A 24,741-nucleotide genomic window follows, 5' to 3' on the forward strand; every position below is an offset into this window, starting at 1 on the left:
CAATGGGATACTCACGATTTGATCATGCCACGCAGAGACGCGTGGCTTGGAACGCTGGCAAAAATGTCGGCACCAAGCGTCCACTAACGCAAAAACAGATATGGGCGATACGCTTTCACCTCGATCGAGAAGGCCGGTTGAGGGATAAGGCGCTCTTCGATCTCGCCATCGACAGTAAGCTGCGCGGCTGCGATTTGGTGAAGATCAAGATTGGCGACGTCGTCGCCGGCTGTGACATCCGCAATCGCGCGACCGTCATCCAGCAGAAGACCAATAGACCAGTACAGTTCGAACTCACCGCCGATGTGCGAGCGACGTTATTAGCTTGGCTGGAACGACGGGGTGGTTCGACAGGCGATTACCTCTTCCCTAGCAGGGTCGATCATGCCGGGCATATGAGCACACGCCAGTATGCCCGCCTCGTCGATGAATGGGTGACTGCGATCGGTCTTCGAAAGTCCGAATACGGAACGCACTCGCTTCGGCGGACAAAAGCCGCGATGATTTATCGGGCAACCGGCAACATTCGTGCGATCCAGATTTTGCTGGGTCACACGAAGATCGAAAACACGGTCCGCTATCTCGGCGTCGATGTCGAAGACGCCCTTCTTCTAGCAGAGCGCACTGAAATCTGACCCAATGGGCGGTCGGCCGTGGACCCTCGGTCGGCCGCTTTGGGGCATCTGCCTGGCGAGGTCGGACGATCGAGATAGGGGCGTGAGCGGAATGGCAACTGTTCACGAGTTTCAGCCATTAGCGGACTGTCTGCCTGCGGCCCAATATCAGTCGTGGCATTGCGTATGCAACGTGGCCACGATCGATGATTGATCTTCCCTCAACAACAACAAAGCTGATCGGACTTAATTCAAGCTCGAGAACTCTAGTGGTAGCGTCCCGGAATACCTGCCACGAAACCGGCCGCGTTGGCTGTACGAGAGAACCTTCCTAAAACCCTTCGTATTATCAACGGAGGCAAGAGAAATGGACGGAGTAGACAGCGGACTCGATTGCTCAGCAAAAGCTGAGCATCAGGTAGGTGAGACAGATGGGGCAGAAGGTAAGCTCAAGCCTCCCCAAAAAGGTCAACGGTCGCGTAACGTCCTGTCTAAGGCTGAGCGCGAGCGTCGCCAGAAAGTGCGGCTCGCCAAGAAATTCCCGAACGGGCCGGAAGCCAAGGAGCTGGCCATCATGGAGAAACCCATGCTCGCCAGCCTGCGTGAGAAAATTCGTCGTGGCGGCAAGTACGAACTCTGGTCGGAAGCGTTCGGCTGGTTGGCCGCCGACCTGCACCGTAAGGCCCGCAACAGCACGCAGTTCTATCCCAAGCTAGTGGTCAAAAAGTTGCGGGCTGCCTACCCGGATCTCGACCTACACGCCGACGAGGTCAGCTGGCTCGAAGGCTGGATCGGCTATCTTGGGCAGTTCAGGACCAAACTGCGGTCCGGCGGGACCTATGGCCCTGGCACAGATTTTCTCGTGGCACTGGACGTCGAGCTCGACGTCTTCGACCATATCGACAGCTTCGATAACATCCCAGATGACGATGAGAACCATGAGGCCTCGCCCCCCGAGTTAGCGCAGCCGTCCATCGACGATCTGCCACGCAGCCCCCGCGAAGTGCCCTTCAGGTTCAACGAGCTAAACTCTTCGACCGCGAAGACCTTCTGGCGCGCGTATTGGCAATCCACTGACATGGAGGCCATCCGCGAGGCTGGCCGCATACTCGCTTCTGACCCTTGGGCCAGAGACGAAATGGAAAGGCTCGGCGAAGAGGCCGAGACCTTTTTCATCCAGACGATGGCGAAGCTCGGGATACCCCTGTCATGAGAACCCCAGCCGAAAGGGGTGTAGCTGTTAAGCAGGATGGGGGCGGAATGTCCGCCCCTGCCAACATCGTGTCGCTGCGCTTCGTGACGTTGGGTTTTTGTGCCGTCGCACGTCGTGCGCCGAACTGGGACCGCGCGCGATGAGCAGGTGTAAGGACGGCGATGACCGCAAGAAATTCGCGACTACGGTCTATTGGGAAAGCGAGGAGCAAAAGCAGCGCATCGAGAACGCCGCGAGCCGGAATGTATCGCAATACGTGCGCGAACGCGTGCTGTTCGACGAAGGGTATGCAGACCCGCGCCATGATGTCGCGGCGCGGCTCATGCGGCTGGCCGACGAGCTGTCAGGCGAATTGCATCTCGTTGCAGATCTCGTGCGGGCTCTCACTGCTCTTCGACAGGTGTCGCAGACGATGCCATCGCAGGCGCGCGACGCTGCCATCGAGAAGATCGAGAAGGACGTAGACGCGCTCATCTCACGGTTGCTGGAAAGCCATGAGCACCGTGTCGATCTGTCGCAGGACCTCATCGCATCGGTTGCAACCTATAGCGAGGCGTGTGCGGACTGGGAGGTTCGGCAGCACCGCGCTGCCACTCGCCAGAAGCGCGGAAGGGCAAGCGCGTGATCATCAAGATCTGGCGCTACGCCATTGCCCCCGATGGCACCGGGGGCCGGCCCCGCACGGCCCAGAAGAACGCGTTCGACATCGTCTATGGTTGCGGCAGCTATATCAACGGGTTCGAGATCGAACGTGTGCAGAGGGATGGCTATGAGGAGGCTATGATCGAGGCCGACTTCGTTTCCGATGCGACGCGTGCGGGCGCGTATATCGTGCGCGAAGACGATCACGATGTCATCGGTTCGGCGAGCCACGGCCTTGGCCATGGAGATACGCTGAAGAAGATTCAGCGGCTTGCGGTGGCCGCAGCTGCAGCCGGTCTCGATCATTTCTACCACTACACATGGTCGCATCGTAACGGCGAAATGTTCGAGCCACACAGGCTCGCCCGGCAGAACCAAACGATCCGTCATGTGCTCGAGGCATCGGGCTGCCCGTCACTGGAAGCCTATCACCGCGAGCAGCGTGGTTCCAAGCAGAATGAGCCCCAGGTCCACGGGCATGGCAACCTGCTGTCGGTCGATGCCAAGGGCAAAGGCAAGCCACTCGCCGATGGCTGGTTCAAGGAAGCTGCGCAGGTGGCGATCGCTGTGGTCGAGCGTGACGACCGTCTGCGGCCGGAACCGATGCGACGCTACATCGCGACCGAGGAAGGCGTATTCGCATTTCTGACTGGAACGCAGGTTGCGGATCGCACGGGTCGTATCCTTCGCTCCAAGGACAAAAACCGCGTGCGTCGCGACGGCAGCCAGCGACCCGATGGCGGGCTGATGAAACGAGTGCGCCAAGAGCACGACGCGATTGTCGCTACGAACGAAGCCCCCCAAGGGATCGAGCCCGGCACTCCCTGGTCGCTTCAACGCTATGTGCAAGTCGTGGTGGCACCGCGGATCAAACAATCGGGCGGTTGGCAGGAAACCCATCGCTCGCTTGCGCCCCTTGGCATCCGCTATGTGAAGGTTGGCAATACGGGCCGCCTGGAGGCGATCGGTCCGGACGGACAGCCGACCGGCGAATGGGTGGGCGCCGGTGATGCCTACGCGAATGCTGCACTCGGCAAGCTTTCAGATCGCTTTAAGGCCGAGTTCAAACCGCCGAGCGGGAAGCTCGATCTGCGCCCCCTGACCATGCCGGTATTCAACCGTCCACCGGAGGAGACCACGACCGCCGAAATCGACCATGATGCGCGCGCGAAGCAGGAAGCAGCGGATCTCAAGCCCGAGATCGCGAGAATCGAGGAGCACGTATCGAAGGACGACAAGCGCAGGCGCCAGAGCATCCAGGATGCCAAGCTTGGCTGCCGGCACAATGAGGCCGTCGCCGAGCAGGCATCGCGCCGCCGATCGGAAGAAGCCGTGGTGCGCGAGTTCGCGATTGCGAAGGGGGCAAGGCGAACGAGGAAGGGATCCGATAAGGCTGGGGCGAAGAGCAAGAAGGCCAATGGCTGGCAAGCTGTGCGGCTCATCATTTGGGGCCACCTCCGGATTGGCAAGGACCGGAATAAGCCACCACGCGACCTGGAGCAGCGTTACGAAATCAAGCGCGTCGACAATGAAGTCCAGTATTGGCTCCGGAGCACCTCGGGCGAGCCGACCATCGCCTTCGTCGAAACCGACAATCTGGTGACGGTCAGCGATACGGGTCGACAGGTGAACATTGATGCGCTCCGGATCGCAGAGGACAAGTACAGCCGGGTGCGTATCGCAGGAACGCAGCGAGCGGCCCTCGATACGGTCAGGATCGCAGCAGAGCTCGGCATCGTGCTCGAAGATGAGCAGGCGGAGACAGGCAAGGCGCATCTCGATGCGATTGCCGGTCGGTCGGCTGCGCCCATTCTCGATGTCTCATGGCGCTTTTATGCGACACGTGATGACCGGCGTCGGGCGAGGCAGGCGGCCGCGCAAGCCCGCGACAAGCGCGTCGATACGCAAACGGGGCTTGCGCGCCCGGCGCTCGGCATGAGCCTGGAAGGTCTTATCGCAGTGTATCTCGAGCGCGAGCCGACCCGTTCAATCGCAAAAGGCGACGATCCAATATTGATCGAGGCGTGGCGCAAGCTCGACGAGGACATCGATCACAACCGGCTCTTCCTTGCTGCATCTCGTTATCACAAAAAGTTCGAAGGTCAGGAATACCGCTTTCTGGACGATGAGCGCCTCGCCCGGGCGTTCGGATCCGAGCCGGAAGTGCTGGTCGATCGTGAGATCCAGAATAGGCTGAGAGCAATCGAGGCGATCCAGCTCGACAAACGCCGACTGATCGCGGCAGCGCTTATTTCAGGTGCGGCCAGAATCGTCGATGGCGAACTCGAGATAGAGGAGCGGCAAGCCTCGTGGGCGAAGGATTTCTGGAGAGCGCAGCGCAGCGATCCGATTTTCCATCGGTTGATCCAGGTCGCGCGGGCAAGGCCCGATCGCTTCGCATATGATCCGGGGTTGCAGCCTGGTGAAGCACCAAGAAGACGCGCACTGATCCGAGGCGACCATGTTCTCGCCAAGGACATCGGACGAGAGCTGACTCGCCAAAGCCAGCGGAACGGTGGATTCAGCAACGTCCAAGTAGACGAGCCGCCGCTTCCTGCGAAGCGACCAGCGAAGGACACGCCGCCTCCCGAGGAAAATGCGCCTCCAAAGCCCGGCTTGCCGCAGTCGCCAACGCCGGACCATGGTCAAATTGAGAACAGTAGGCGGTCGAAACCATTGTATCCCACCCCACAGGGAGTGGAGCGATGACGGCCGTCATTCTCCTGATCCTCGGTATCCGCCTCGCATTGCTGGGCCCTGCAATAGACCACGTGCTGGTCGCTGCCACCCGATGGCGTGCCCATCGCGAGAGGTGCGCAGAAGCCCTCGCACGCCTTGGCCGGTGCGCTCCATGGCTTCGCTGCATTCGCTGTTTTCGCAGCAATAGCGAATTCGATGATCTCCGCGTTTGCCCGTGAATTTAAGTCGGACGCTCATCGCGATCGGCTCTCTCACCGGACCACCAGCGAAACCAGCGACTTTCGCTGCATTCGCTGGAGCAAACGCGGAAAGATAGAATACCATGAAGAAAAGTACTGACTGGAACACCCAGGCCCATGTCGATGCGGTGGCAAACGACCTGCTCAGGGAGGCTGGCGATGACATCGAGAAAGTTACCGGCAACCGGATAGCAACCGCGCTCGGCATGACGCGCGCGAATGAGTCGATCTATACCAAGCTCGAGGACTGGAAGCAGCGCAAGCTCTCCGAAGGGTTCGACAAGATCGGGCATGCACCGGCGGGCCTTGGAGAAGAACTCGAACACCACCTTCGCGCGCACGGCGAAAACATCGTCAGCCTCGTCACCGGGCTTGCCGGCAAGGCCATTGTCGAGGGTCGCCATCGAAGCGAACAGACCGAAGGCCTGCTGCGAGAACGAATCGTCGCGCTCGAATCCGAACTGGACAGAGCTCGCGAAGCAGAGCTGGTAGCCGACCTCAAGCTGGAGACGCTCTTGAATGAACGCGACGCCGCCAAGACCTTGGCAGCGACTAACCTTGCTCGTGCCGAGCAGGCCGAAGCCCGGCTTGAAGAACTGCGCGCCAACTACGACGGTCTGGTCGAGCAGCTGGGCCGGTTCAATATCCGGGAATACCCCATGCGCAGCTCGGCAGCTTCCAAGAGCGGCGACGGAGCTGGCATCGATATGTCGCGGTACGACTACCGAGATTGATATCGAGACTTTGGACCACGTTACCGGGGGTGGCTAATCGGCCATCCCCTTTTTTGAGCCCGCAGATGGAAAAGACCGGACTGCCTGCGACGGCGCGGCTCGAATATCGGAATACTGAAGGATGACCTGGCGGTTGAAGCCGGCAGGTTGAAGGGAAAAGAGCAAGAGCGCTCGGCTCCCGCCTCGCCGGTTTCACCAACAGGAGAAACCGAAATGCTGAATACCGACCACCTGTCGCCAGACGCCGAAGCGCTGGCGATGGAACTTGAAGCCTGCGAGGGATACCGCGTGCTGCGGCGCGTGCCCAAACCCTTTACATCGCTGCCCCGAATGGGCCCTGTGCCCGATGGCAAATGCATCGCGATCCTCGACACCGAAACGACCGGCCTCGACAGCGAGAACGACGTCATCATCGAACTCGCGATCCAGCTCGTCTTTGTCGACGATGGCGGAGAGGTGATCGGACACTCGATGCCCCACAGTTGGCTCGATGATCCCGAGCGCGAACTCGACCCCCGGATCACCATGGTGACCGGCCTCGGTGCGCAGCACCTTCGGGGCCACAAGATCGACGATGATTTCGCGCGCGGACTGCTCGACCGGGCGGACCTGATCGTGGCGCATAATGCGAGCTTCGATGCGGGCTTTATCGAGCGCCGCTATCCCGAGCTCGCGGGCAAAGCCTGGGCCTGTTCGTGCAGTGAAATCGATTGGCTGCAATTGGGCTTCGACGGGCGGTCGCAATCAGCGCTTCTTGCACACGTCGGATGGTTCTCCGACGCGCACCGTGCGGCCGCCGATGTATGGGCCCTGCACTGGCTCTTGCAGCACCGCCAGCGCGGGCCCGGCGAAACTGAAACTCGCACATATCTCGCCCGCCTGATCGACGCGTCCGAGCGACCCACAGTGATGGTCCAGGCCGAGCGTGCGCCGTTCTCGAAGAAGGAGGCGCTGCGCGCACGCGGCTACCGCTGGAATGCACCGAAGAGGTTCTGGGAAATCGAGCTCGCGCCCGGTCGCGTCGAACACGAGCAGGCCTGGGGCTACCGCAATGGCCTTCCGGCGATGACCACGCGGCAGATCACCGCGCATGAGCGGCATCGCTAAGCGCTCGTCTCAACCGACATTCCAATCACCGCCTGCCCTCCTCGCGCGATGCGCGGGGACGGGGGCGCTATCCAATGGAGATTTTCGTGACAACCACTATACCCAACTGCCTCGACCAATGGGCCGAGGATGCGCGCCTGTTTTGCGCTAACGCCAGCAATCAGGTCGACAGTGCGCAAACCATCGTCGTCGCCGACTTCGAATATGCTTACGACCGTGATCGGCATCACGCTTACCGGGTTGCCGAAGGAGCAAGCGCGGAGCCGACCATTCGTTGGCCCTTCCATCGCATCGCGGCAGCGAGCTGGATCGTGCTGCGCTTCGTCGCGGGCAAGCCGCTCCCGGAGATCGGAGAACCGATCGTCCTGACCGCCGAGACCAAGAGCGAGGCGGCCATTGTTTCCGCGTTCTTCGACGCGCTTCGTGCCGAGCCCGACGCGAAGCTTGTCACATGGGGCGGCGAGACCAAGGATCTCGCCGTGCTACGCCAGGTCGCGATGATGCAGGACCTGGTGCTGCCCACTCAGATCGCCGATCTTCACCCGCACAGCGATCGCAAAGTCGATCTGTGTCTTGCCACATCGGTCGCAGCGAAGACCGTGCACCTGCCCGAAATTGCGACAGCGATGGGCATTCCTGCCAAGCCCAGCCCGAGCAAGAGCATCGGGCCGCTGGTCGAAGCAGGCGCATGGCGCGAGGTCGAAGAACAGGTACTCGCCGATGTGATCACCACCAGCATTATCGCGATGATGCAGCTGGGTGCCGCAGGACGCATCCGGATCGATCGACCCGCATCGCTGCTGGCGCTCGCGCAGACGCTTGGTGAGGCGTTTCCGAGCTCGCAGTTCTGCAAGCGGACCTTCGCGCCCTGGGCCCGAGCACGCCACGCAGAAGCAGGCCTTCGTGGCACGGTCTTTCGCGCGCCCGAAATGGCGTGATCGGTGAAGGTTTTTGGACGGCAATAAGAGGGAGGAAAAGACAATGACCTAGCGGTTGCAACGAAGGGCGAAGCGCGCGGCCCGAACCATTAGCGCACTCCAGTGAACGTCGGCCTCTATCGAGGCCATCCCCAAGCCGCCTGTCCAGCGAAGGACACGCGGCATTTTTTATGCCTGAAAGGAATGCCCAATGCCCAGGAAGAAACCCGGCCGCGCTATCGCGCCAATCAAGTCAAACACCAATCTCGCCAAGCCGGACCAGCGTTTCGCTATCGGCGATACCGAAATCCACCCCCTCCAGCTGTACCGCAACCCCGAACGCCATCCGCGTGAGGCAGGCCCGTGGAGCGGTGAACCCGACAAACTGGCGTGGGTCGATGCCGAGAGCGGCCTGTCCTGCATCATCCTGCGCCAGGCGAGCGGCGTCCTCGGTGGGTATGTCGCCGTCCCGATCGGCCACCCGCTCTGGGGCTTCGCCTACGATGCGATCCCTGCCGAGCTCGACATCTCGGCGCATCGCGGTCTCGACTATTCCGAGTCCTGCCGCAAGCACGAGCGGGAATCGATCGCGATCTGTCACGTTAGCGAAAGACGCACCAACAAACGTGCGCACCCGGCTGGCCGCCAAAAGAATACCTCGGACGACACGTGGTGGTTCGGGTTCGGGTGCGACAAGCCCGGCGATCTCGTCCCCGATGGCTACAAGCCACCCCTGCATCGCGAGGAGGGCGAGGTCTATCGTTCGATCGACTACGTCTACGAGGAAACCCGATCGCTCGCACGCTCCCTCAAGGCGATCGAGCATGCCTCTGCCTTTTCCGGTGGGGTTACGCTCAGGCTGGGCGCCCCCGACACCGAACCGGACAAGACGTGAAGGAGGCGATCATGGACGACATTCCTTACGCCGCGAAGCGCAACCCGAACCTGCCATGGGGCTACTGGCTTGTGGCCAGCGAAGATGGTGAGTGGCTCTATGACGAAGACGGCAATGCCTGGGATAGCGTGCGCGACTACCTTTGGACCGACCGACTTCGCATGGGCCATCACCCTGCCAATGCAGTCGAGGCTGAATTGGAATTCCTGCTGGCGGTCCTCGTCGCCATCGACCGCCGGGTGGTGAAGACCGAGGAGAGCGTGCGCGATCTCTTCGATGGTCTCTGGCACCTGCAGGCATTCTACGCTCATTGGCTCGAAGGCGTTGGGCTAACATCCACCAATCGCGTCGAAGATCTGACCCAGGAGGGACGGGCCGTGCTCGTCATGCTTGCATCGACCCGCAGCGCGGGATCGGCACCCTTGCCGATCGGCCTTCCTGCCCTGACGCCGCGGATGGGTCTCGACCGAGGTGAGACTAGGGATGAGCGCGAGCGCGTGCTGGCTTCGCAGGAAGCGTTCGCTCGCGATCTGCCCTACCGCTTTGTCCGTGAAGCAATCGCGGATCGGCCCGGTATCAAGTTAATGGGCGCCCAGCTCGGCAACAACATTCCGCTCACACGGGTATTGTGGTCGATGTCGTTCCCCGACGATCACGCGCGCGACCGGATGTTCGCCTGGCTCGCGCATCGCCTCGATCGCTGGGAGGATTGGGGTGAACTTGCAGCGCGCAAGGGTGCACAGTCCTTGAGCGATCACCTGTTGCAGCTGGCCTTTGCGGATCGACCGGCATTCACCGATCCCTAAGAGGGTCGATTCATCTCAGTACCTTACCACCCATCTTTGCGGGCGGCATTCAATCGGAATGCCGCCCGCTTCCTATTTAGGAAACCTTATCATGCGCAATCGGATCATTAAGACCATCCCAGAGCGCATGGTCGTCCTTTCCATCCTACCGCCTCCGCACACATTCGAGCCATTGCGCCCGTTCGGGTTCGGTGCGTTCGTCTGCGCCCGACATGGCCATGCCGAAGCAAAGTTTGCGCTGTCTGCCCAAGGCTATGGCGCGGGCTACGATCCGCAACGCATACGCGGCGACATCCGCGCTCTGTTTACACCCGAGACTCAAGCCCTGATCTGCATGCCCGACCAGCCCCACGCCCGGGGGCGCCGGATCGCCAAAGCGCAGTTCCCATCGTCGTTCTTCGATCTCGTACCGTGCGTCGGGCTTTTGTCGAATGTGTTTGCAGTTGTGCCGCGGGATATCCTTGCGCATTCGGCGGCCATTGGGAGACTGACCCTTTCAAGCTCCGCCCCATCGCCCCTGCAAAGGGTCGGTCAGCTTAGCAGCGAAGCGCAGGCCGCGTGGGTCTACTGGCTGTTCAGATCCTGCGCCCCGCATCGTCGCCGCAACCTGCTTGCAAGCCATGCAGCATGGCAAGCTATCGAGCGCGCGAGAAAGTCGACTACAAGAGTTCAACGCTAACTAGGGGGTGCATCACGCGCCCTTTTTTTGCATCCACTCTCGCCTCGCCGGGAAAGGGCGTCCTCTCTCGCCTGCAATGGACGATCACCCAGCGACTTAGTCGTAATCCAGTCGCCTGCCGATGTCACTGTCGTAGCCCCCCAGCTTAGCATGGTATTCTAGAACGGGATGGGTGAACCGCACGATCGTGCAATCGTCGAATTTTTTCTTGCCTTTACCAGGCAGGATCTCGATATGCCCACCCCGCACGAATAGACCATTCTCGATGCGCGACAGCTGCGCTGCTGACATTCCAGTGCGTTCGGCGAGTTGCCGCAAAGTCAATTCTGCTGATTTGCGTCCGGCACGAAGCGCCTCACCGAGCTGGCAGCACGTCTCTGGCGTCTCCCGAATTGGTTTCTTCGAACTTGTGCCTTTGATAGCGATGTGGCTCCATTCGATGCGGAGCAATCCCATGATCTCCATGAGCGTTCTATAGGACGGCCATCGCGTTCCATTTTCGATACGCGACAGGGTCTCGCGCGAAACGCCGACCAGTTGAGCGAATTCTCTCCTTGGCGTCTCGCCATATTCGAATGACGCCTCACGAGCATCGCGAAGCAACTCGCCGACATTGTTTTTGAGAGCCACAAAACCCTCCGGCAAACGATAGCGATACGTTTTTTTCAAAAAATCACCTCCGCATCTGTGACGTTGTTGCATAAACAAGAAATGCCCACGCCACAAGCTGGGAGATGGAACAGCTATCTCTTTTCCCGCTTGATGCGGACGCCGCTAAACACGTCAGTCGAACCTCTGGACTTGCTGAGAAACCTCCGTGCTCGAATTCCGATACTGCGCTTGGGACCGCGCTCTCGAGCCGCGAGACGGCACGGCATCTCGACCAGTTCTATACGCGCGACGAGGTCGCAAAAGAGCTTTTCGACTGGTTTTATGGCCAATTTGCAGAACACGATCCAGGCCGCTCGAACCCGCCCGTATTCATGGAGCCCAGTGCGGGTGAAGGCGCATTTCTTCGCCTTCTGCCTCCCGGAAGCTTGGCCTTCGACATCGATCCCCAAGGTCCCGGAATAGTCGAGGCCGATTTTCTTCGAATGCAGTTGCCGAGATCCGGCAATTTGATCGCCATCGGCAATCCGCCGTTCGGCAAGAATGCGAGCTTGGCGGTCAGGTTCTTCAATCATGCGGCAACAGCGGCAAGTGTGATCGCCTTCATCGTGCCGCTGACCTTTCAGAAGGTATCGGTACAAAACCGCCTCGACCCCCGGTTCCATATGCTTGCCGAAACGCCTGTCCCAAAAGACAGCTTCATGTTCGAGGGTAAGCGCAAGGATGTACCTGCAACCTTCCAGATCTGGGTGCGAAAACTCGTGCGGCGGCAAAAGATCGTTCTTCCCAAAACGCACGCGGATTTTCAGTTTCTTGATCCGCCCGATGCTCACAAGGCCGATTTTGCCATGCAGCGGGTGGGTACTGCCGCTGGCAGGGTGCATCATGATCTGAAGGCAAAACCCAGCGCGCATTATTTCCTCAAGGCCGCGCCAGGGATCGACGACCTCGAAGCGGTGATGAAAGCGCTCGATTTCCAGACCCTAGCAAAGCGCACCTCTGGAAATCCCAGCCTTGCAAAAACCGAAGTGGTGCATCTCTACACACAGAAGAGAGAGGCCATCTAGATGGCGATCTGGCAATCCCGGGAAGGCTTGGAGGCTCTCTCACCGTTCATGAGCGCCGTCCACCGGAACATAGCGAAGCATCTCGACGAGCGGGGAGATGGGGCGGCCAAGATCGTCTCCATCGAAACCCAAAATGAACGGGGAATGGAGTGTCCCGACTGTCTGTTCACGTTCGCCCTTCCCGAAGGGCTCGTCGCAGAGATCGCGTACTGCGCTGCGGACGCCCAGCATATCTTCTATGATCTGGAGGTCACCGACGTCGAATGGGCTTCTGCTTTGGTGGACGATGTTCTTACCTCGCTTCGATATGAAGGCTACCGGAGCATCGCCGATGCGGTTCACGGGCAGCTGAAAAGGGTTCGCAAGACGTTCGCCGCCTGGCTCAGCACATACGGTATCGCCGCAGACGTGCTCGACACGAAACTGCGATGGACGGAGTGGCAACGTTACACCGGAGAATTTCCGCACATCATCAGCGTTTCGGGTCTGGGCGAAGACCTGCAACCTGACACCTTCGACCTCGAGCTTCGATCTTGCAGCGACCCGGCGCCCCAGCTCGCGGAGCTTTTTAAAGACCTATCGCGACGCCATGCAGCGAAAGGCGAGCTGAACCTGCATGGCGCGGATGGCTCGATCGACATGCTGGCGCTTCGTGCTCTCAAGGCAGAAGGCTCGGTCCAGCCCGAGCTTCGCAACTGGAAGTGCTTGTCGCCTTGGTCGGGGCCATTTAGCGTCGATCTTGGTCATATCTCGTTCGCCAAGATCGTCCACTCCGAGCATAGAATACGGCTCGCGAAAAACACGGTCACCGTTTACGGCATGGAACTGCCGGAAACGGTCCTACTGAAATGCGTGGGAAGACCCGTCACCGACCTCCTTATACATAGCTATCTGTCACCGGAGATGATCATCGTGGACGCAAGAAACGCGAACTTATCGTCGGAGAAGCATTTCACCATCGAGTTCACCCAGCCAGTGTACTACTTTTGCAGCGTCTCCGGACGATATGGGCGCTAGATCGTACTCGGAGAACTCATGGGCCGGTGTGAGTATCGACCGCTTCTGGGCCGTAAGGTGACTGTCGGCTTATGCTTGGGCGACGGGGAAAGCTGCCCTTCGCCAGCGGCTCCATAGCGCATCGGCAATACCTCGCACTAATCCTCCAGACGCCCTGAAGCGGCCTCCTTCCGAGGGAAAGTCTTGTGCAACCGGTCGATGCGATACTGGGGCCAGACCCCGCTCGCTGCGCTCAGCCAGGGCAATTCTTCGGCGAATATATCGCGAGCGCTTTGTCCATCAACTGGCAGGTCGTTCGGGCCTGTCCAATTCACCAGCAAGCATACGCCATCGTCGTTAAGGCTCCGCCAGGCGAGCCGCGCGATTTGCGAAATCTCTTCACGCGACAGGAAGTAGAGGATTTCGGAGAACACGATCAGGTCGAAGGTACCCTCCGGCCATTCCCGGGGGACTTCGGCTCGGGCGAGCGAAACGTTTTTGAGATGGGCGACGCGCGCAGCCGCAAGCCGCAAAGCCGCGGGCGAGACATCGATGCCCAGAACCGCATCGCACACGCCCGCCAGTTCGGCTGTCAAGACGCCATTGGCGCATCCGACCTCGAGCGCGCGCTCGAACCGGTCAGGAAACAGCATCGCGAGCGTCGCGCGGCGTTTGGCAGCTTCATAGGCCGTACTTTCGAAGCCCCATGGATCGGGGTCGCTCGCGAAGAGCGCATCGAAAGTTTGCCGCCGGTCCGACAGGTCATCGCTCATGGAAGAACACCTCGGGATGGGTGGCAAAGTGCTCGAACAAGGCGGGCGGCATCGTAAACCCTCCCGGATCGTCGTTGATCAGAGGGGTCATCTGGGAGGCATAGGCATCCATCGCGTCGCGCTTTGGGCGGTGGAACCGGCTGTCGAAGAAGAGCCCCAAGCCCTCGGGTACCGGACGCTCGCCGAAACGGCCCCAGACGGCAAAGCTCCACAAAGCGGCCTCCGACCGGTCGGCGAGCATGCGCGAGAGAACGGCGGCGGTACGGTGGTCGCAATGCGGATCGTGAACCCATGTCGACCAGATCGTGTCCGCATTTGCGACGCAGCGGTGCTCCAGCAGGCGATTGATAACCTGTGCGGCGCTCCTGTCGGTCGTCCGTCCGTCGGGCAGCCGGGCGCGCACCACCGGGACGAGATGGTCGGGAGCGAGGGCCATCAGTGCGCTGTCGAACTCCGCCGCGCGCGTGGCGATGCGCCGCGCGGTGCCGAATTTGCGCGAATTCGGGTGCGAGCCCTCGCCATCGGTCAGCAGCAGGATGGCGACCTGCCGCCCTTCGGCCAGTGCTGCCGCCAGCGCCATGCCGCAGCCCAGCGTCTCATCGTCCGGATGCGGAGAGACGATCAGCAGGCGGCCGGGCGGTGCCAGCGCCTCGAGCGAAACGTGCTGGGCGGACCGGGCGGCGCGCAGTACCGAACCTTCGGGAAGTGTGGGAACACTCACAGCTGTTCGGGCCGCGCAGCCATCGCGGTCAGGGCCTCTGCGGCCCTGCCGCGCTTTGCATCGGGCATGGCCTGGCACAGGAACAGGCTAAGGTCGCGGGTCATGCGGTGGACGAGCGAACCTGCGTCGTGCGCCGCCATCCCGAGCGCGCGCTCGACGTTCTCCATGACCAGTCGACACGCATCCTCGGTCGCCTCGCGCGCAAGCAGCGAGAGCGCGGCTTTACCCGCCTCGGCTCCGCTCGCCTCGACTTCATCGGCGGCGCGCAGCAGCCATAGCCGGGCGCTTTCGATCGCGATTGCACTGGCGACGATACGGCGTTGCTGGTTCGGATCATCGACGTGCTTGCGCTCGGTCAGCTGCGCCAGCATCGCATGGTACAGCGCTTCCGCCGCGCCGAGATGCGCCCCGCAATACCGCCAGATGCCTCCTTCGAAGTGAGGTTCGCGCTGGTAATCGCCAGGCGCACCGATCGGAGCATCGCTGCCGACCTCGAGCCAGGCAAAATCGTATCGGCCCGATTGGGTGGCGCGCATCCCTCCCATCGACCAGGCCGAGTAATCGCAGCGCTCCGGCTCGTCGGTCGGCACGAGCAGCAGCTGCTGGCCCTCGGGGGTCGCCGCGCTGACCACGGCCCGGCCGACCAGCCCAAGGCCGGATGCAAAGCGCTTGGTTCCGGTCAGCGCCAGCGCCCCTCCGCGCCTCTCGAACCCTAGCGGGGCGGCGGGCTCGTCGGCGCCCCAGACGCCGAAAAGGACGCCTGCCTCGACCGCACCCGCCATATCTCGCACGGAATTCTCGCCGCCATACAGGGCGACCAGCTTGACCGCGTTCATATGGCCCTCGAAGAGTCGTGCTACAGAAAGATTGGATCTGCCAAGGGCTCGCAGGGCATCGAATGCATCGCGCGTCCCGGCAGGTTCGCATCCCCAACCTTCGCCACCCCACCGCCGTGGCAGGCAGGCGCGCAACCAGCCTCGTTCGCTCAGCAGCGCGACTTCCCGGGCAAGCGAACCGCCTTCGCAATCCGACAGCGGGGCCAGTTCGCGAAGGATCGCCTCGATCCTTTCCGTCTCGGCGGGTTCAGGCATCGGCCAGGCCGTAGGTAGTGGCCAGTTTGCGCGCGATCTTCAATTCGCGCTGCACGGCGCTGAACGTCATCGTGCCGCCCGACTTCGGGATAGCATGGAAGCCACGGCTCGCCCCGCCAATTATCTCGATCCACAAGGTCGCTTCGTCGTGCAGCAGCCAGACCGGCTTCAGCCGGGAATCGCATTCCGGATCCGCGGAGGTGGCCCTGTCCGCCAGGGCATCGCCGCATCCTCCAGACGCACGTCCGTTCAGCCGGGCCGAGGTGCGCGTCCCGTAGTTCTCCATCGCCTTGACCGCGAACCCCGCTCCGATCATCGCATCGCACAAGGCCCGATCTTCTCCGACGACAGGGGTCGGCAAGCCGCCGAGTGCGAGATAGCTCGATCCCTTCATCGCAAGGCTTGCGCCGGAGGGGCGGTATCCCAGCGTGCCGGCGCGCCCATAGGTCCAGTACCGCCACAAGCGTTCGCACAGGTCGAGATAGTCACGCTCGGCATCGCCGACCTCGCGAACTTGCGCAGGCAGGGCCGCAAGCTCTTGTTCGTCGAGCAAGACATCCTCACAGACGAGGTCGTAGCCTTCGGCGAGAAAGCGAAGCCCCGTGTCGATCCAGGTTTTGCCCACAATCGTGTCGGCATCCGTAGTGAAGAGAGCGCCGCGGGACACCGCGCGCGCCGCAATGTCGAGGGCGAGCCGGCGGGCATGCGGAGCGTTGCGGATCGTCGGATCGAAGGACACTTCCAGCGCCAGAAAGGACTGCCTCTCGCGCACCGCCCATCGCTCGATGACGTCGGCCGAAACATCGCTCGTGTCGTTGATGACGAACACCGCGCACCCTGCGAAGGGCACGGCCCGCATGGCAGCGGAGAGGGCATCGAGGGTGGCCGGCAGGCGGCGTTCTTCGTCGCGGACCGGGACAGCTACTGCGAAATCGCAGTCGCGCTCGAGTACACCCCGGCAGCGGGACACCTCGGCCTTGCCGACGAACGGAGGGCTGGCCAGAAGCGCAGCCAGTTCGACTGGCACCGCGATGGACGCGTCTTTAGCCGGATGCACCGGTCCCGTGTCGGCGATTGAATGAGGAAAAGGCCGGATGCGATAGCACCCGGCCGCAGGCGTTCGCGTCATTTCGCGTCCAGATTGACGCTGCGTTCGGCGAGATCGCTCAGGTTCTCGTCGGTGTCGTAGATATCCTCGGTGATCGCATCGAGCTTGGCGACATGATCGCTCTTGCCGAGCGCTTCGGCGAAGGCCTTGGAGGTGCCGAAGCCGCAGATGCCGTAATGGCACATCCGCTGATACTGCGCGACGATCACAACGTCGCGCACATCATCATCGGAGATATCGGCATCGAGGGCATGCTTGCGAGCCTCTTTCACGAGGCCTTCCATTCCCTTGCAGTGCTCCTTCTCGTCGATCCCGCAATCGTCGAGCAGTTGCTTGATCGTCTCGGTGTGCCTGGCGATGCCTTCGGCACCCTTCTCCAGCTTGCTCTTGAGCTTGGCGTCGCCCGCCTTGCTCGCAAGTTCGCGAACGACCTTTTCCATCTGGTCGTTGGCGGACCACAGGTCGGCCAGTTCTTCGGTGTAGCAATCGGTGAGGCTGTCGGGGGCGGACATTGGATGCTCCTTCGCGGTTTGCTCGCGCCCGCGAGAACTATCGCGAGCGGGTATCCTACATGGCGAAGCAGGTATTCGTTCCCGAACAGACAAATACAAGTGCGCGGCAATATCAAATGTTAGTTTGCAATGCGAAGACGGGCTGCGGAAAACGCACCCAAGTGAAAATGGTCATTGATATTAAGATTTGTTAATCGCGCGCTTTTATTGGTCCGCAAGGCGAAATATTTTTCGTCGATGGTGCAACTCTTGGCCAAGGGCCCCGTTGGGGAGGGATAGATATCCCAACTTCGGAGCACTCAATGGCCAAGGAACTCGACCTTTCGGACGGTGGCGCAAACCACCAGAAGCCCAAGGGCGACGACGATGTGATGACCACTGCGCAGGGTCATCCGATCGCCGACGATCAGAACTGGCTGACCGCCGGAGCGCGCGGGCCGCAGCTGCTCGAAGACCATATCGCGCGCGAAAAAATCTTTCATTTCGACCACGAACGCATTCCCGAGCGCGTGGTTCACGCACGCGGATATGGCGTGCATGGTCACTTCGAGCTGAAGAAGGCGATCCCGCAATATTCGCGCGCGAGGATCTTCAATGAAGAGGGCGTCAAGGTGCCCACCTTCACCCGCTTCTCGACCGTGGCGGGCAACAAGGGTTCACCCGATCTGGCGCGCGACGTGCGCGGTTTCGCGACCAAGTTCTATACCCAGGAAGGCAACTGGGACCTGGTTGGCAACAATATCCCGGTGTTCTTCATCCAGGATGCTATCAAGTTTCCCGACCTGATCCACGCCGCCAAGCCCGCGCCCGATCGCGGCTTCCCGCAGGCGCAGACCGCGCATGACAATTTCTGGGACTTCATCAGCCTCAGCCCGGAAGCGATGAACATGGTCATGTGGATCATGTCCGACCGCACGATCCCGCGCTCCTTCCGCTTCATGGAAGGCTTCGGAGTGCACACCTTCCGGCTGGTCAACGAAAAGGGTGAGAGCCACTTCGTCAAGTTCCACTGGAAGCCGAAGCTGGGCCTGCAATCGGTGGTCTGGAACGAGGCGCTGAAGGTCAACGGGATGGACCCCGACTTCCACCGCCGCGACATGTGGGACGCGATCGACGCCGGCGACTTCCCGCAGTGGGATCTGGGCATCCAGGTCTTCGACGAGGATTTCGCGGAGGAGTTCGAATTCGACATCCTCGACGCGACCAAGATCATTCCCGAGGAACAGGTCCCGGTCGAGATCATCGGCACGCTGACGCTCGACGCCAATGTCGACAATTTCTTCGCCGAGACCGAGCAGGTCGCCTTCTGCACGCAGAACATCGTGCCCGGCATCGACCACTCGGACGATCCACTGCTGCAGGGCCGCAATTTCAGCTATCTCGACACGCAGCTCAAGCGGCTGGGCGGACCCAACTTCACCCATCTGCCGATCAATGCGCCCAAGTGCCCCGTGCGCCACTTCCAGCAGGACGGGCACATGGCGATGACCAATCCCAAGGGCCGCGTGAATTACGAGCCCAACAGCTGGGGCGACGGCGACGGGAAGGAAGAGGATCGCGGTCCGCGCGCGTGCCCGATGAACGGCTTCAGCTCCTACGAAGCCCCCGTCACTGGCCCCAAGGTGCGGGTGCGCAGCGAAACATTCGCCGATCACTACAGCCAGGCGCGCCAGTTCTACGTCAGCCAGACTCCGGTCGAGCAGACGCACATGGCCAACGCACTGACCTTCGAGCTTTCAAAGGTGGGACGCATGAGCATCCGCAAGCGGATGGTCGGCCATTTGCGGCACATCGACGACGGTCTCGCGCAGGAAGTCGCGGACGGTCTGGGGCTTACCGAACTGCCCGCCAAGGTGCCCGCCGCGCGCGAGCCGATCGCCGACCTGCCCGAGAGCCCGGCGCTCTCGATCCTCAAGAACGGGCCCGACAGCTTCAAGGGCCGCAAGCTCGGCATCTACATCGCCGAAGGCGGCGATGCGGGCGTGGTCAAGGCGCTGAAGGAAGCAGCAGAAGCTGCGGGCGGGATGGTCGAGATCATCGCACCGCACGTGGCCGGAGCCAAGCTTTCCGACGGGAAGATGATGGAAGCCGACGAGAAGATCGATGGCGGCCCGTCGGTGGCCTACGACGCGGTGGCGGTGGTGATGAGCGAGGCTTCCGCCAAGCGGTACAACACCGACAAGCCTAGCATCGACTTCGTAAACGACGCCTTCGCCCACGCCAAGTTCGTCGCCTACGTCCCCGCGGTGCAGCCCCTCTTCGAAACGGCAGGTGTGTGGAACTGGATGGACGACGGCTTCGTCGACGTTTCCACGGGCAAGGATGCCGCGAACGACTTCATCGAGAAGTGCGGCAAACTGCGCTTCTGGGACCGCGAAAGCGTGAAGCAGGACTGATTGGGAAGGATACCGACATGAAACAAACCCGACAAATCGGCGCAGGAAGTGTCGCGGCCGCAGGGGTCGCGCTGGGGGCTGCCGCTTTCGGCGCTTTCCGCTCCCGCCGCCATCAGGGCGGCAAGGACGATGCGCCGCAATTCGCACGACGCAACGACCAGGGCGATCACGCGCTGGTCGGCCGCTCGGTCACGATTCGCAAGCCCGCCGGCGAACTCTACGCCTACTGGCGCGATTTCGCGAACCTCCCCGAGTTCATGGAGAACGTCGAGTCGATCGCCAAGCAGGGCGGCACCAAAGGCCGCGCGGTGTGGACGATCAAGGCACCCGGCGGGACCGGTGTCGACCTGAAGACCGAGATCGCCGAGGAGGTCGAGAACGAGCGCATCGCCTGGCGATCGGTCGAAGGATCGGACATCGAGACGAAGGGCGAGGTTACTTTCACGCAGGCACCCGGCGATCGCGGCACGCGCGTGTCGCTCCACATCGAGTACGACGCCCCGGGCGGTGCGGCGGGCCGCGCGCTCGCAAAGGCCTTCCTGCGCGAACCCGAAGTGCAGGCGCGGCACGATCTCAAGCGCTTCAAGATGCTGATGGAAACCGGCGAAATCGCAACTTCCGCGCATCGCAAGAGCGAGACGCGCGCGGCCAAGCAACAGGAGAACGCATAATGCGCGCACTAACATGGCGAGGCACGCACGATGTGCGGGTGGACAATGTGCCCGATCCCGAAATCATCAACCCGCGCGACGCGATCCTCAAGATCACTTCGACCGCGATCTGCGGGTCCGACCTGCACCTTTACGACGGCGTAATCCCCGGCGTGCTGCCCGGCGACGTCCTAGGCCATGAGTTCATGGGCGAAGTGGTGGAGACCGGCAAGGACAGCACGCTCAAGAAGGGCCAGCGCGTCGTCGTGCCCTTCACGATCAGCTGCGGCAACTGCTTCCATTGCCAGATCACGCAATATTCGGCGTGCGAGAATTCGAACCCGGCGGAAAAGCAGGACATGTCGGCCACGCTCTACGGCCATCCGATGTCCGCGCTGTTCGGCTACTCGCACCTTACCGGCGGCTATTCGGGCGGGCAGGCGGAATATGTCCGCGTGCCGTTCTCCGATGTTGGTCCGATCGTCATTCCCGATCATCTTGAGGACGACAAGGTCCTGTTCCTGTCCGACATCCTGCCGACCGGCTGGATGGGCGCGGAAAATGCCGAGATCCAGCCCGACGATACCGTCGCGGTCTGGGGCTGCGGCCCGGTGGGGCTGTTCGCCGTACAGTCCGCGCTCGTGATGGGCGCAAGCAAGGTGATCGCGATCGATCACCATCCGCACCGGCTGGAACTGGCAAAGCAACTCGGCGCGGAGGTCATCAATTTCGAGACCACCGAGGTGCGCGAGGCGCTGATGGAAATGTCCGGCGGGATCGGCGTGGATGCGGTAATCGATGCGGTGGGCATGGAATCGCACGGTTTCGCAATCGACAACATGCTCGACATGGTGAAGCAGACCATCGGCATGGGGGCCGACCGCGCGGCGGCGCTCAAGCAGGCGATCCTCGCGGTGCGTCCCGGCGGACGCGTGTCGATCCCCGGCGTCTATGGCGGGATGACCGACAAGTTTCCGCTCGGCGCGCTGATGGAGAAGGGCCTCAAGGTCAATTCGGGCCAGACGCATGTGCAGCGCTATACGAAGCCGCTGCTCGACAAGATCGAGGACGGCACGCTCGATACCACCTTCCTGATTTCGCACCGGTTGCCCCTCGAAGACGCTGCGCGCGGATACAAGAACTTCCGCGAGCAGCAGGACAGCTGGACCAAGGTGGTCCTCAAACCCGGCATGGAAATGGAGGCCGCGGCATGAGCACAAACCCGATCGACAAGCTTTCCGGTTTCTGCGTCGTCACCGGCGCGTCCAGCGGGATCGGCCTCGAACTCGCCAAGCTCGCCGCGAAGGACGGATGCGACCTGCTGGTCGTGGCCGACCGCGATCTTGCCTCCGCCGAAGCCACGCTGCGCGATTGCGGCGCGGCTTCGGTGGAGCGGATCGAAGTCGATCTCGGCACGGCGACGGGCACCGAGGACCTGATGAACAAGATCGGCGAACGCGAGGTCGACGTGCTGGTCGCCAATGCGGGGCACGGCCTCGGCGATGCATTCTTCGTCCAGCAGTGGACCGACATTGCGCATGTCATCGATACCAATATCAAGGGTACGGTGTCGCTGATTCACAAGATCGGCGCGCGGATGGTGCTGCGCGAACGGGGGCGCATCCTCGTCACCGGCTCGATCGCGGGCGACATGCCCGGCGCCTATCAGCTGGTCTACAATTCGACCAAGGCCTTCGTGAACGATTTCTGCGTCGGGCTGGCGAACGAGATCAAGCACACCAATGTCGTGATTTCCTGCCTCATGCCCGGTGTGACCGACACGCAGTTCTTCAAGCGCGCCAGCATGGAAGACACGCAGGCCGGGCAAATGGACAACAAGTCCGATCCGGCAAAGGTCGCGCACGATGGCTATAGCGCGCTTCTCAAGGGCGAGACGCAGGAGGTCAGCGGCATCATGAACAAGGTGCAGGACCTGTTCGCCGACATCCTTCCCGACGAACTGGTCGCGCAGATGCACCGCCGCCTCGCGCAACCCGACCGCTAGCCAAGGCTGAAACTCCTCTGAGAGAATTAGCCGGGATTAGCCGGAAATTGCTGAAGGGTACCTCTCAGCACCCTGCCTCCAACCATAGTGTTGTTCACCTGATGCTCTCCCACAGGTGCCATTGTGTCGGAATGTCTGGGACGCATCTTCCTGACAGCCGCCGTGGAGAGTGCGCCCCCTTCTCCAACGGAAGATGCCAGAACCCGCGGGACCTGGCGAAATGCTTATTCAAGCGCTCGCTCACGACGAGGAAGCAACGCTGCTTCCGTGATTGGCCGCCCCTGAACTAGAACGCTTCGCTCACCGGTAAGGCTGCCGGGATCGACACCATGCGGTCAATGGGCCGCCAAGTCGACAAAGTCCGCTTACGGGAAATGCCGAAGCATTATCTAACGATTAAAATTTGGGGCGCATTGCAGACTGGCCGCTTTTGTTGAAAGCGGCGAGACAGCTAGTGGGCCGTTTGCCTACTGTCCGGTGCTGGCGCAGCGATGACCGAAGAGGACATTGCGCTATGGGGCAAATTCTACACGGGAGCGCCCACTCGCTACTAACTGCCCGATGCAGCTTCACCAATTGCTTCGGCGGACCTGGTCCCACCTTCCAGTCTCGATGATCTCTACATTCCCAGTCGGCGACGAACTTCCGGCACCTGGCTGCGCGCGACTGGCGTGGGGCGTTTGCTCCCTTTGAGGATGAGCTCGGGGTCTTGCCCGCGGGAACGGCGCTGAAACCGCTCGACCTTGCGCAGATTGGCAATCGCGGAGCGATGGGTCCGCAGGAACATCTGTTCGGGCAGAACCGAATGCCACCAGCGTAACGGTCGATCGTCTGGCACGGTCTCCCCGCTCGACAGGTGGATTGTCGTCCCGCTGCCGTCGGCCTCGACCGCGCAGATATCCTCGGGATCCACGCCTCGCGCCGAATGTCCGCTGCGCAGGTAAAGCCGCGCGGAGGCACTGGTGGTCGGGTCAATCCGTTCGCGCGTAAGCGGTGCCCCTTCGGTCCGGCTGACGCCGATCAGGGCAGCAATCTGGGTGAGTGCGTGCACTTCGCTTTCGGTCCAGTCGCGCTGCTGACGGGTGCAATCAAGACCGATGCAGGCGATCAGCCCTTCTTCTGCCATAACCGGCACCGTCAGCGTGCTGCGAATACCCTGCAAGCGGAACTCGCGCTGCATCGAGCGCATCCCGCGCCCGATCAATTCGACATCGTTGATAGCCAAGGTCTGCCCGTCCCTGAGCGGCAGCAGCATGTCGCCGATCATGGTGACGGGGACGTCCTGCAGATCCTCGACATGCGAAGTGATCCCGTCCGCACACCATTCGTTAGTGTTGCGCATGGTCGTGAGATCGTGGTTGAAACGGAGCACCCAGGCCCTGTCGGCGCGCGCCGAGCGCCCGATGAATTCAAGCATCGCGGCAAGACCCGGCTCGAATGGCTGCGACAGGAGCAGGCGGGCCGCCACCACGGCCCAGCAATCGGGCCCGAGCATGTCGGGAAGGGCATCGAATTTCCACACCGCGACTCCACCGCCGAGCCGCGGATGCGTTCCGCTGTGCATTTCTACTTTCGGATAGCGATGTTCGAAACCCATGGATGTCGCCTGCGAACTCAGGTTGGAAGGATAGATTGCGCCTTAATCCCGTAAGCTGTGGAGCGCCGATGGGAAGCACCTTCGCGCCGCCAATGCCCCGACCACGCCGTTTCCGGCGTTAAAATTCGCCTAATTCTGCAGTTCAGCAACCGCTGTTGCAACTCGGCAGCCGTTAGTTGCGGGACGCGCAGCGGCTTTGCAGTCGTTCGCCGAACAGGGGTCACAATGGCTCCGGGGGCGGAATTCTGGGGGCTTGGAGCCAGGTCTCCGAATGCCACCCAGCCAAGATTGGGTAAGACGTTCGGGGCGCGCCGTGATTGCTTCAAACCTGCGTGCTGGTGCGCGCCTATTGTCGTTGGCTGCCGCGAGTGCGCTGGCCGGATGCGCGAACGCGCCGGGGCCGGTTCTCATCGAGGGTTTCGCGCGCGCGCACGGAGAGGTCATGGAACTGACCCACGACGCCGTAGAGGGCTGCGTTTTCTGGCCAACTGCCGACGAATTCGGGCTTGAGGAAGTCGCCGACGGAGAGACCGAAGGCGGCCGGCATTACAGTGCCTCCAACATCGTCACCTCGGCGCATGGCGGCACGCACCGCGATGCCCGGGAGCACTTTGCCGACGGCGGCCTGCTGCGCATCGTCGCCCCTCTCCCGCGCTCCTGACCGCGCGAC

General features: G+C 61.7%; 24 protein-coding genes. 17 read left to right on the forward strand and 7 right to left on the reverse strand.

Features of this window, described 5'->3' with window-relative positions; genetic code table 11:
- Positions 1 to 2: 2 nt before the first annotated feature.
- The 10 genes from K7H93_RS09630 (at position 3) to K7H93_RS09675 (ending at position 10,546) form a co-directional block, all read left to right on the forward strand.
- Positions 3 to 635 carry a tyrosine-type recombinase/integrase gene (locus K7H93_RS09630; protein WP_230783432.1) on the forward strand — a complete coding sequence of 211 codons (633 nt, stop codon included), beginning with the start codon at positions 3 to 5 and terminating at the stop codon, positions 633 to 635.
- Positions 636 to 981: 346 nt separating this feature from the next.
- Positions 982 to 1,827, forward strand: a complete 846-nt coding sequence (locus tag K7H93_RS09635) for a hypothetical protein (protein ID WP_230783433.1) — start codon at positions 982 to 984, stop codon at positions 1,825 to 1,827.
- Between the two features lie 139 nt (positions 1,828 to 1,966).
- Positions 1,967 to 2,452, forward strand: a complete 486-nt coding sequence (locus K7H93_RS09640; protein ID WP_230783434.1) for a hypothetical protein — start codon at positions 1,967 to 1,969, stop codon at positions 2,450 to 2,452.
- Complete coding sequence (locus K7H93_RS16085; RefSeq protein WP_230783435.1) at positions 2,449 to 5,178, forward strand: LPD7 domain-containing protein; 2,730 nt, start codon at positions 2,449 to 2,451, stop codon at positions 5,176 to 5,178. The genes K7H93_RS09640 and K7H93_RS16085 overlap by 4 nt, the downstream gene beginning before the upstream one ends.
- A 313-nt stretch (positions 5,179 to 5,491) precedes the next feature.
- Positions 5,492 to 6,142, forward strand: a complete 651-nt coding sequence (locus K7H93_RS09650; protein WP_230783436.1) for a hypothetical protein — start codon at positions 5,492 to 5,494, stop codon at positions 6,140 to 6,142.
- Positions 6,143 to 6,355: 213 nt separating this feature from the next.
- Positions 6,356 to 7,249 carry a 3'-5' exonuclease gene (locus tag K7H93_RS09655; protein ID WP_230783437.1) on the forward strand — a complete coding sequence of 298 codons (894 nt, stop codon included), beginning with the start codon at positions 6,356 to 6,358 and terminating at the stop codon, positions 7,247 to 7,249.
- Positions 7,250 to 7,335: 86 nt separating this feature from the next.
- The gene (locus K7H93_RS09660) at positions 7,336 to 8,187 is read left to right on the forward strand and encodes a 3'-5' exonuclease (protein ID WP_230783438.1); all 852 of its coding nucleotides are present in this window, start codon (positions 7,336 to 7,338) and stop codon (positions 8,185 to 8,187) included.
- 190 nt (positions 8,188 to 8,377) lie between these two features.
- Positions 8,378 to 9,061, forward strand: coding sequence for a hypothetical protein (locus K7H93_RS09665; protein WP_230783439.1), 684 nt, complete (start codon positions 8,378 to 8,380; stop codon positions 9,059 to 9,061).
- Positions 9,062 to 9,072: 11 nt separating this feature from the next.
- Complete coding sequence (locus K7H93_RS09670) at positions 9,073 to 9,867, forward strand: hypothetical protein (protein WP_230783440.1); 795 nt, start codon at positions 9,073 to 9,075, stop codon at positions 9,865 to 9,867.
- 91 nt (positions 9,868 to 9,958) lie between these two features.
- Positions 9,959 to 10,546 (forward strand): hypothetical protein, encoded by a 588-nt coding sequence (locus K7H93_RS09675; RefSeq protein ID WP_230783441.1) that lies wholly within the window; start codon positions 9,959 to 9,961, stop codon positions 10,544 to 10,546.
- Positions 10,547 to 10,642: 96 nt separating this feature from the next.
- On the opposite strand, the gene K7H93_RS16050 is transcribed toward K7H93_RS09675, so the two are convergent.
- On the reverse strand, positions 10,643 to 11,215 hold the full coding sequence (locus K7H93_RS16050) for a helix-turn-helix domain-containing protein (RefSeq protein WP_276530711.1): 573 nt from the start codon (positions 11,213 to 11,215) through the stop codon (positions 10,643 to 10,645).
- Positions 11,216 to 11,280: 65 nt separating this feature from the next.
- On the opposite strand from K7H93_RS16050, the gene K7H93_RS09690 reads away from it, so the two are divergent.
- Entirely contained in the window at positions 11,281 to 12,222 is a 942-nt protein-coding gene (locus K7H93_RS09690) for an SAM-dependent methyltransferase (protein WP_230783442.1), read from the forward strand.
- A complete protein-coding gene (locus K7H93_RS09695; RefSeq protein ID WP_230783443.1) occupies positions 12,223 to 13,239 on the forward strand; it encodes a hypothetical protein in 1,017 nt (338 codons plus the stop codon).
- A gap of 137 nt (positions 13,240 to 13,376) precedes the next feature.
- On the opposite strand, the gene K7H93_RS09700 is transcribed toward K7H93_RS09695, so the two are convergent.
- The 5 genes from K7H93_RS09700 to K7H93_RS09720 form a co-directional block, all read right to left on the reverse strand.
- Positions 13,377 to 13,991: an SAM-dependent methyltransferase gene (locus tag K7H93_RS09700; RefSeq protein WP_230783444.1), complete on the reverse strand. Its 615-nt coding sequence runs from the start codon at positions 13,989 to 13,991 to the stop codon at positions 13,377 to 13,379.
- Entirely contained in the window at positions 13,981 to 14,712 is a 732-nt protein-coding gene (locus tag K7H93_RS09705; protein ID WP_230783445.1) for a PIG-L deacetylase family protein, read from the reverse strand. Before K7H93_RS09705 ends, K7H93_RS09700 begins: the two co-directional genes overlap by 11 nt.
- Positions 14,709 to 15,803: an acyl-CoA dehydrogenase family protein gene (locus tag K7H93_RS09710; RefSeq protein ID WP_230783446.1), complete on the reverse strand. Its 1,095-nt coding sequence runs from the start codon at positions 15,801 to 15,803 to the stop codon at positions 14,709 to 14,711. The genes K7H93_RS09705 and K7H93_RS09710 overlap by 4 nt, the downstream gene beginning before the upstream one ends.
- Positions 15,796 to 16,830: a glycosyltransferase family protein gene (locus K7H93_RS09715; RefSeq protein WP_230783447.1), complete on the reverse strand. Its 1,035-nt coding sequence runs from the start codon at positions 16,828 to 16,830 to the stop codon at positions 15,796 to 15,798. The genes K7H93_RS09710 and K7H93_RS09715 overlap by 8 nt, the downstream gene beginning before the upstream one ends.
- Positions 16,831 to 16,928: 98 nt before the next feature.
- Positions 16,929 to 17,423, reverse strand: coding sequence for a YciE/YciF ferroxidase family protein (locus K7H93_RS09720; RefSeq protein WP_230783448.1), 495 nt, complete (start codon positions 17,421 to 17,423; stop codon positions 16,929 to 16,931).
- Positions 17,424 to 17,725: 302 nt separating this feature from the next.
- Here K7H93_RS09720 and K7H93_RS09725 point away from each other — a divergent pair, with 302 nt between their 5' ends.
- The 4 genes from K7H93_RS09725 to K7H93_RS09740 are packed head-to-tail and all read left to right on the forward strand — an operon-like array spanning position 17,726 to position 22,474.
- Positions 17,726 to 19,819: a catalase gene (locus K7H93_RS09725; protein WP_230783449.1), complete on the forward strand. Its 2,094-nt coding sequence runs from the start codon at positions 17,726 to 17,728 to the stop codon at positions 19,817 to 19,819.
- Between the two features lie 17 nt (positions 19,820 to 19,836).
- Positions 19,837 to 20,490 carry an SRPBCC family protein gene (locus K7H93_RS09730; protein ID WP_230783450.1) on the forward strand — a complete coding sequence of 218 codons (654 nt, stop codon included), beginning with the start codon at positions 19,837 to 19,839 and terminating at the stop codon, positions 20,488 to 20,490.
- Positions 20,490 to 21,683: a zinc-dependent alcohol dehydrogenase gene (locus K7H93_RS09735; RefSeq protein ID WP_230783451.1), complete on the forward strand. Its 1,194-nt coding sequence runs from the start codon at positions 20,490 to 20,492 to the stop codon at positions 21,681 to 21,683. The genes K7H93_RS09730 and K7H93_RS09735 overlap by 1 nt, the downstream gene beginning before the upstream one ends.
- The gene (locus K7H93_RS09740; RefSeq protein WP_230783452.1) at positions 21,680 to 22,474 is read left to right on the forward strand and encodes an SDR family NAD(P)-dependent oxidoreductase; all 795 of its coding nucleotides are present in this window, start codon (positions 21,680 to 21,682) and stop codon (positions 22,472 to 22,474) included. Before K7H93_RS09735 ends, K7H93_RS09740 begins: the two co-directional genes overlap by 4 nt.
- Before the next feature lie 619 nt (positions 22,475 to 23,093).
- On the opposite strand, the gene K7H93_RS09745 is transcribed toward K7H93_RS09740, so the two are convergent.
- Complete coding sequence (locus tag K7H93_RS09745; protein ID WP_230783453.1) at positions 23,094 to 24,071, reverse strand: GAF domain-containing DNA-binding protein; 978 nt, start codon at positions 24,069 to 24,071, stop codon at positions 23,094 to 23,096.
- A 442-nt stretch (positions 24,072 to 24,513) separates the two neighbouring features.
- Here K7H93_RS09745 and K7H93_RS09750 point away from each other — a divergent pair, with 442 nt between their 5' ends.
- Positions 24,514 to 24,732 carry a cyclase family protein gene (locus tag K7H93_RS09750; protein ID WP_230783454.1) on the forward strand — a complete coding sequence of 73 codons (219 nt, stop codon included), beginning with the start codon at positions 24,514 to 24,516 and terminating at the stop codon, positions 24,730 to 24,732.
- The last annotated feature ends 9 nt before the right edge of the window (positions 24,733 to 24,741 follow it).

Source organism: Citromicrobium bathyomarinum (genome assembly GCF_021021475.1).
Classification (GTDB): domain Bacteria; phylum Pseudomonadota; class Alphaproteobacteria; order Sphingomonadales; family Sphingomonadaceae; genus Alteriqipengyuania; species Alteriqipengyuania bathyomarina.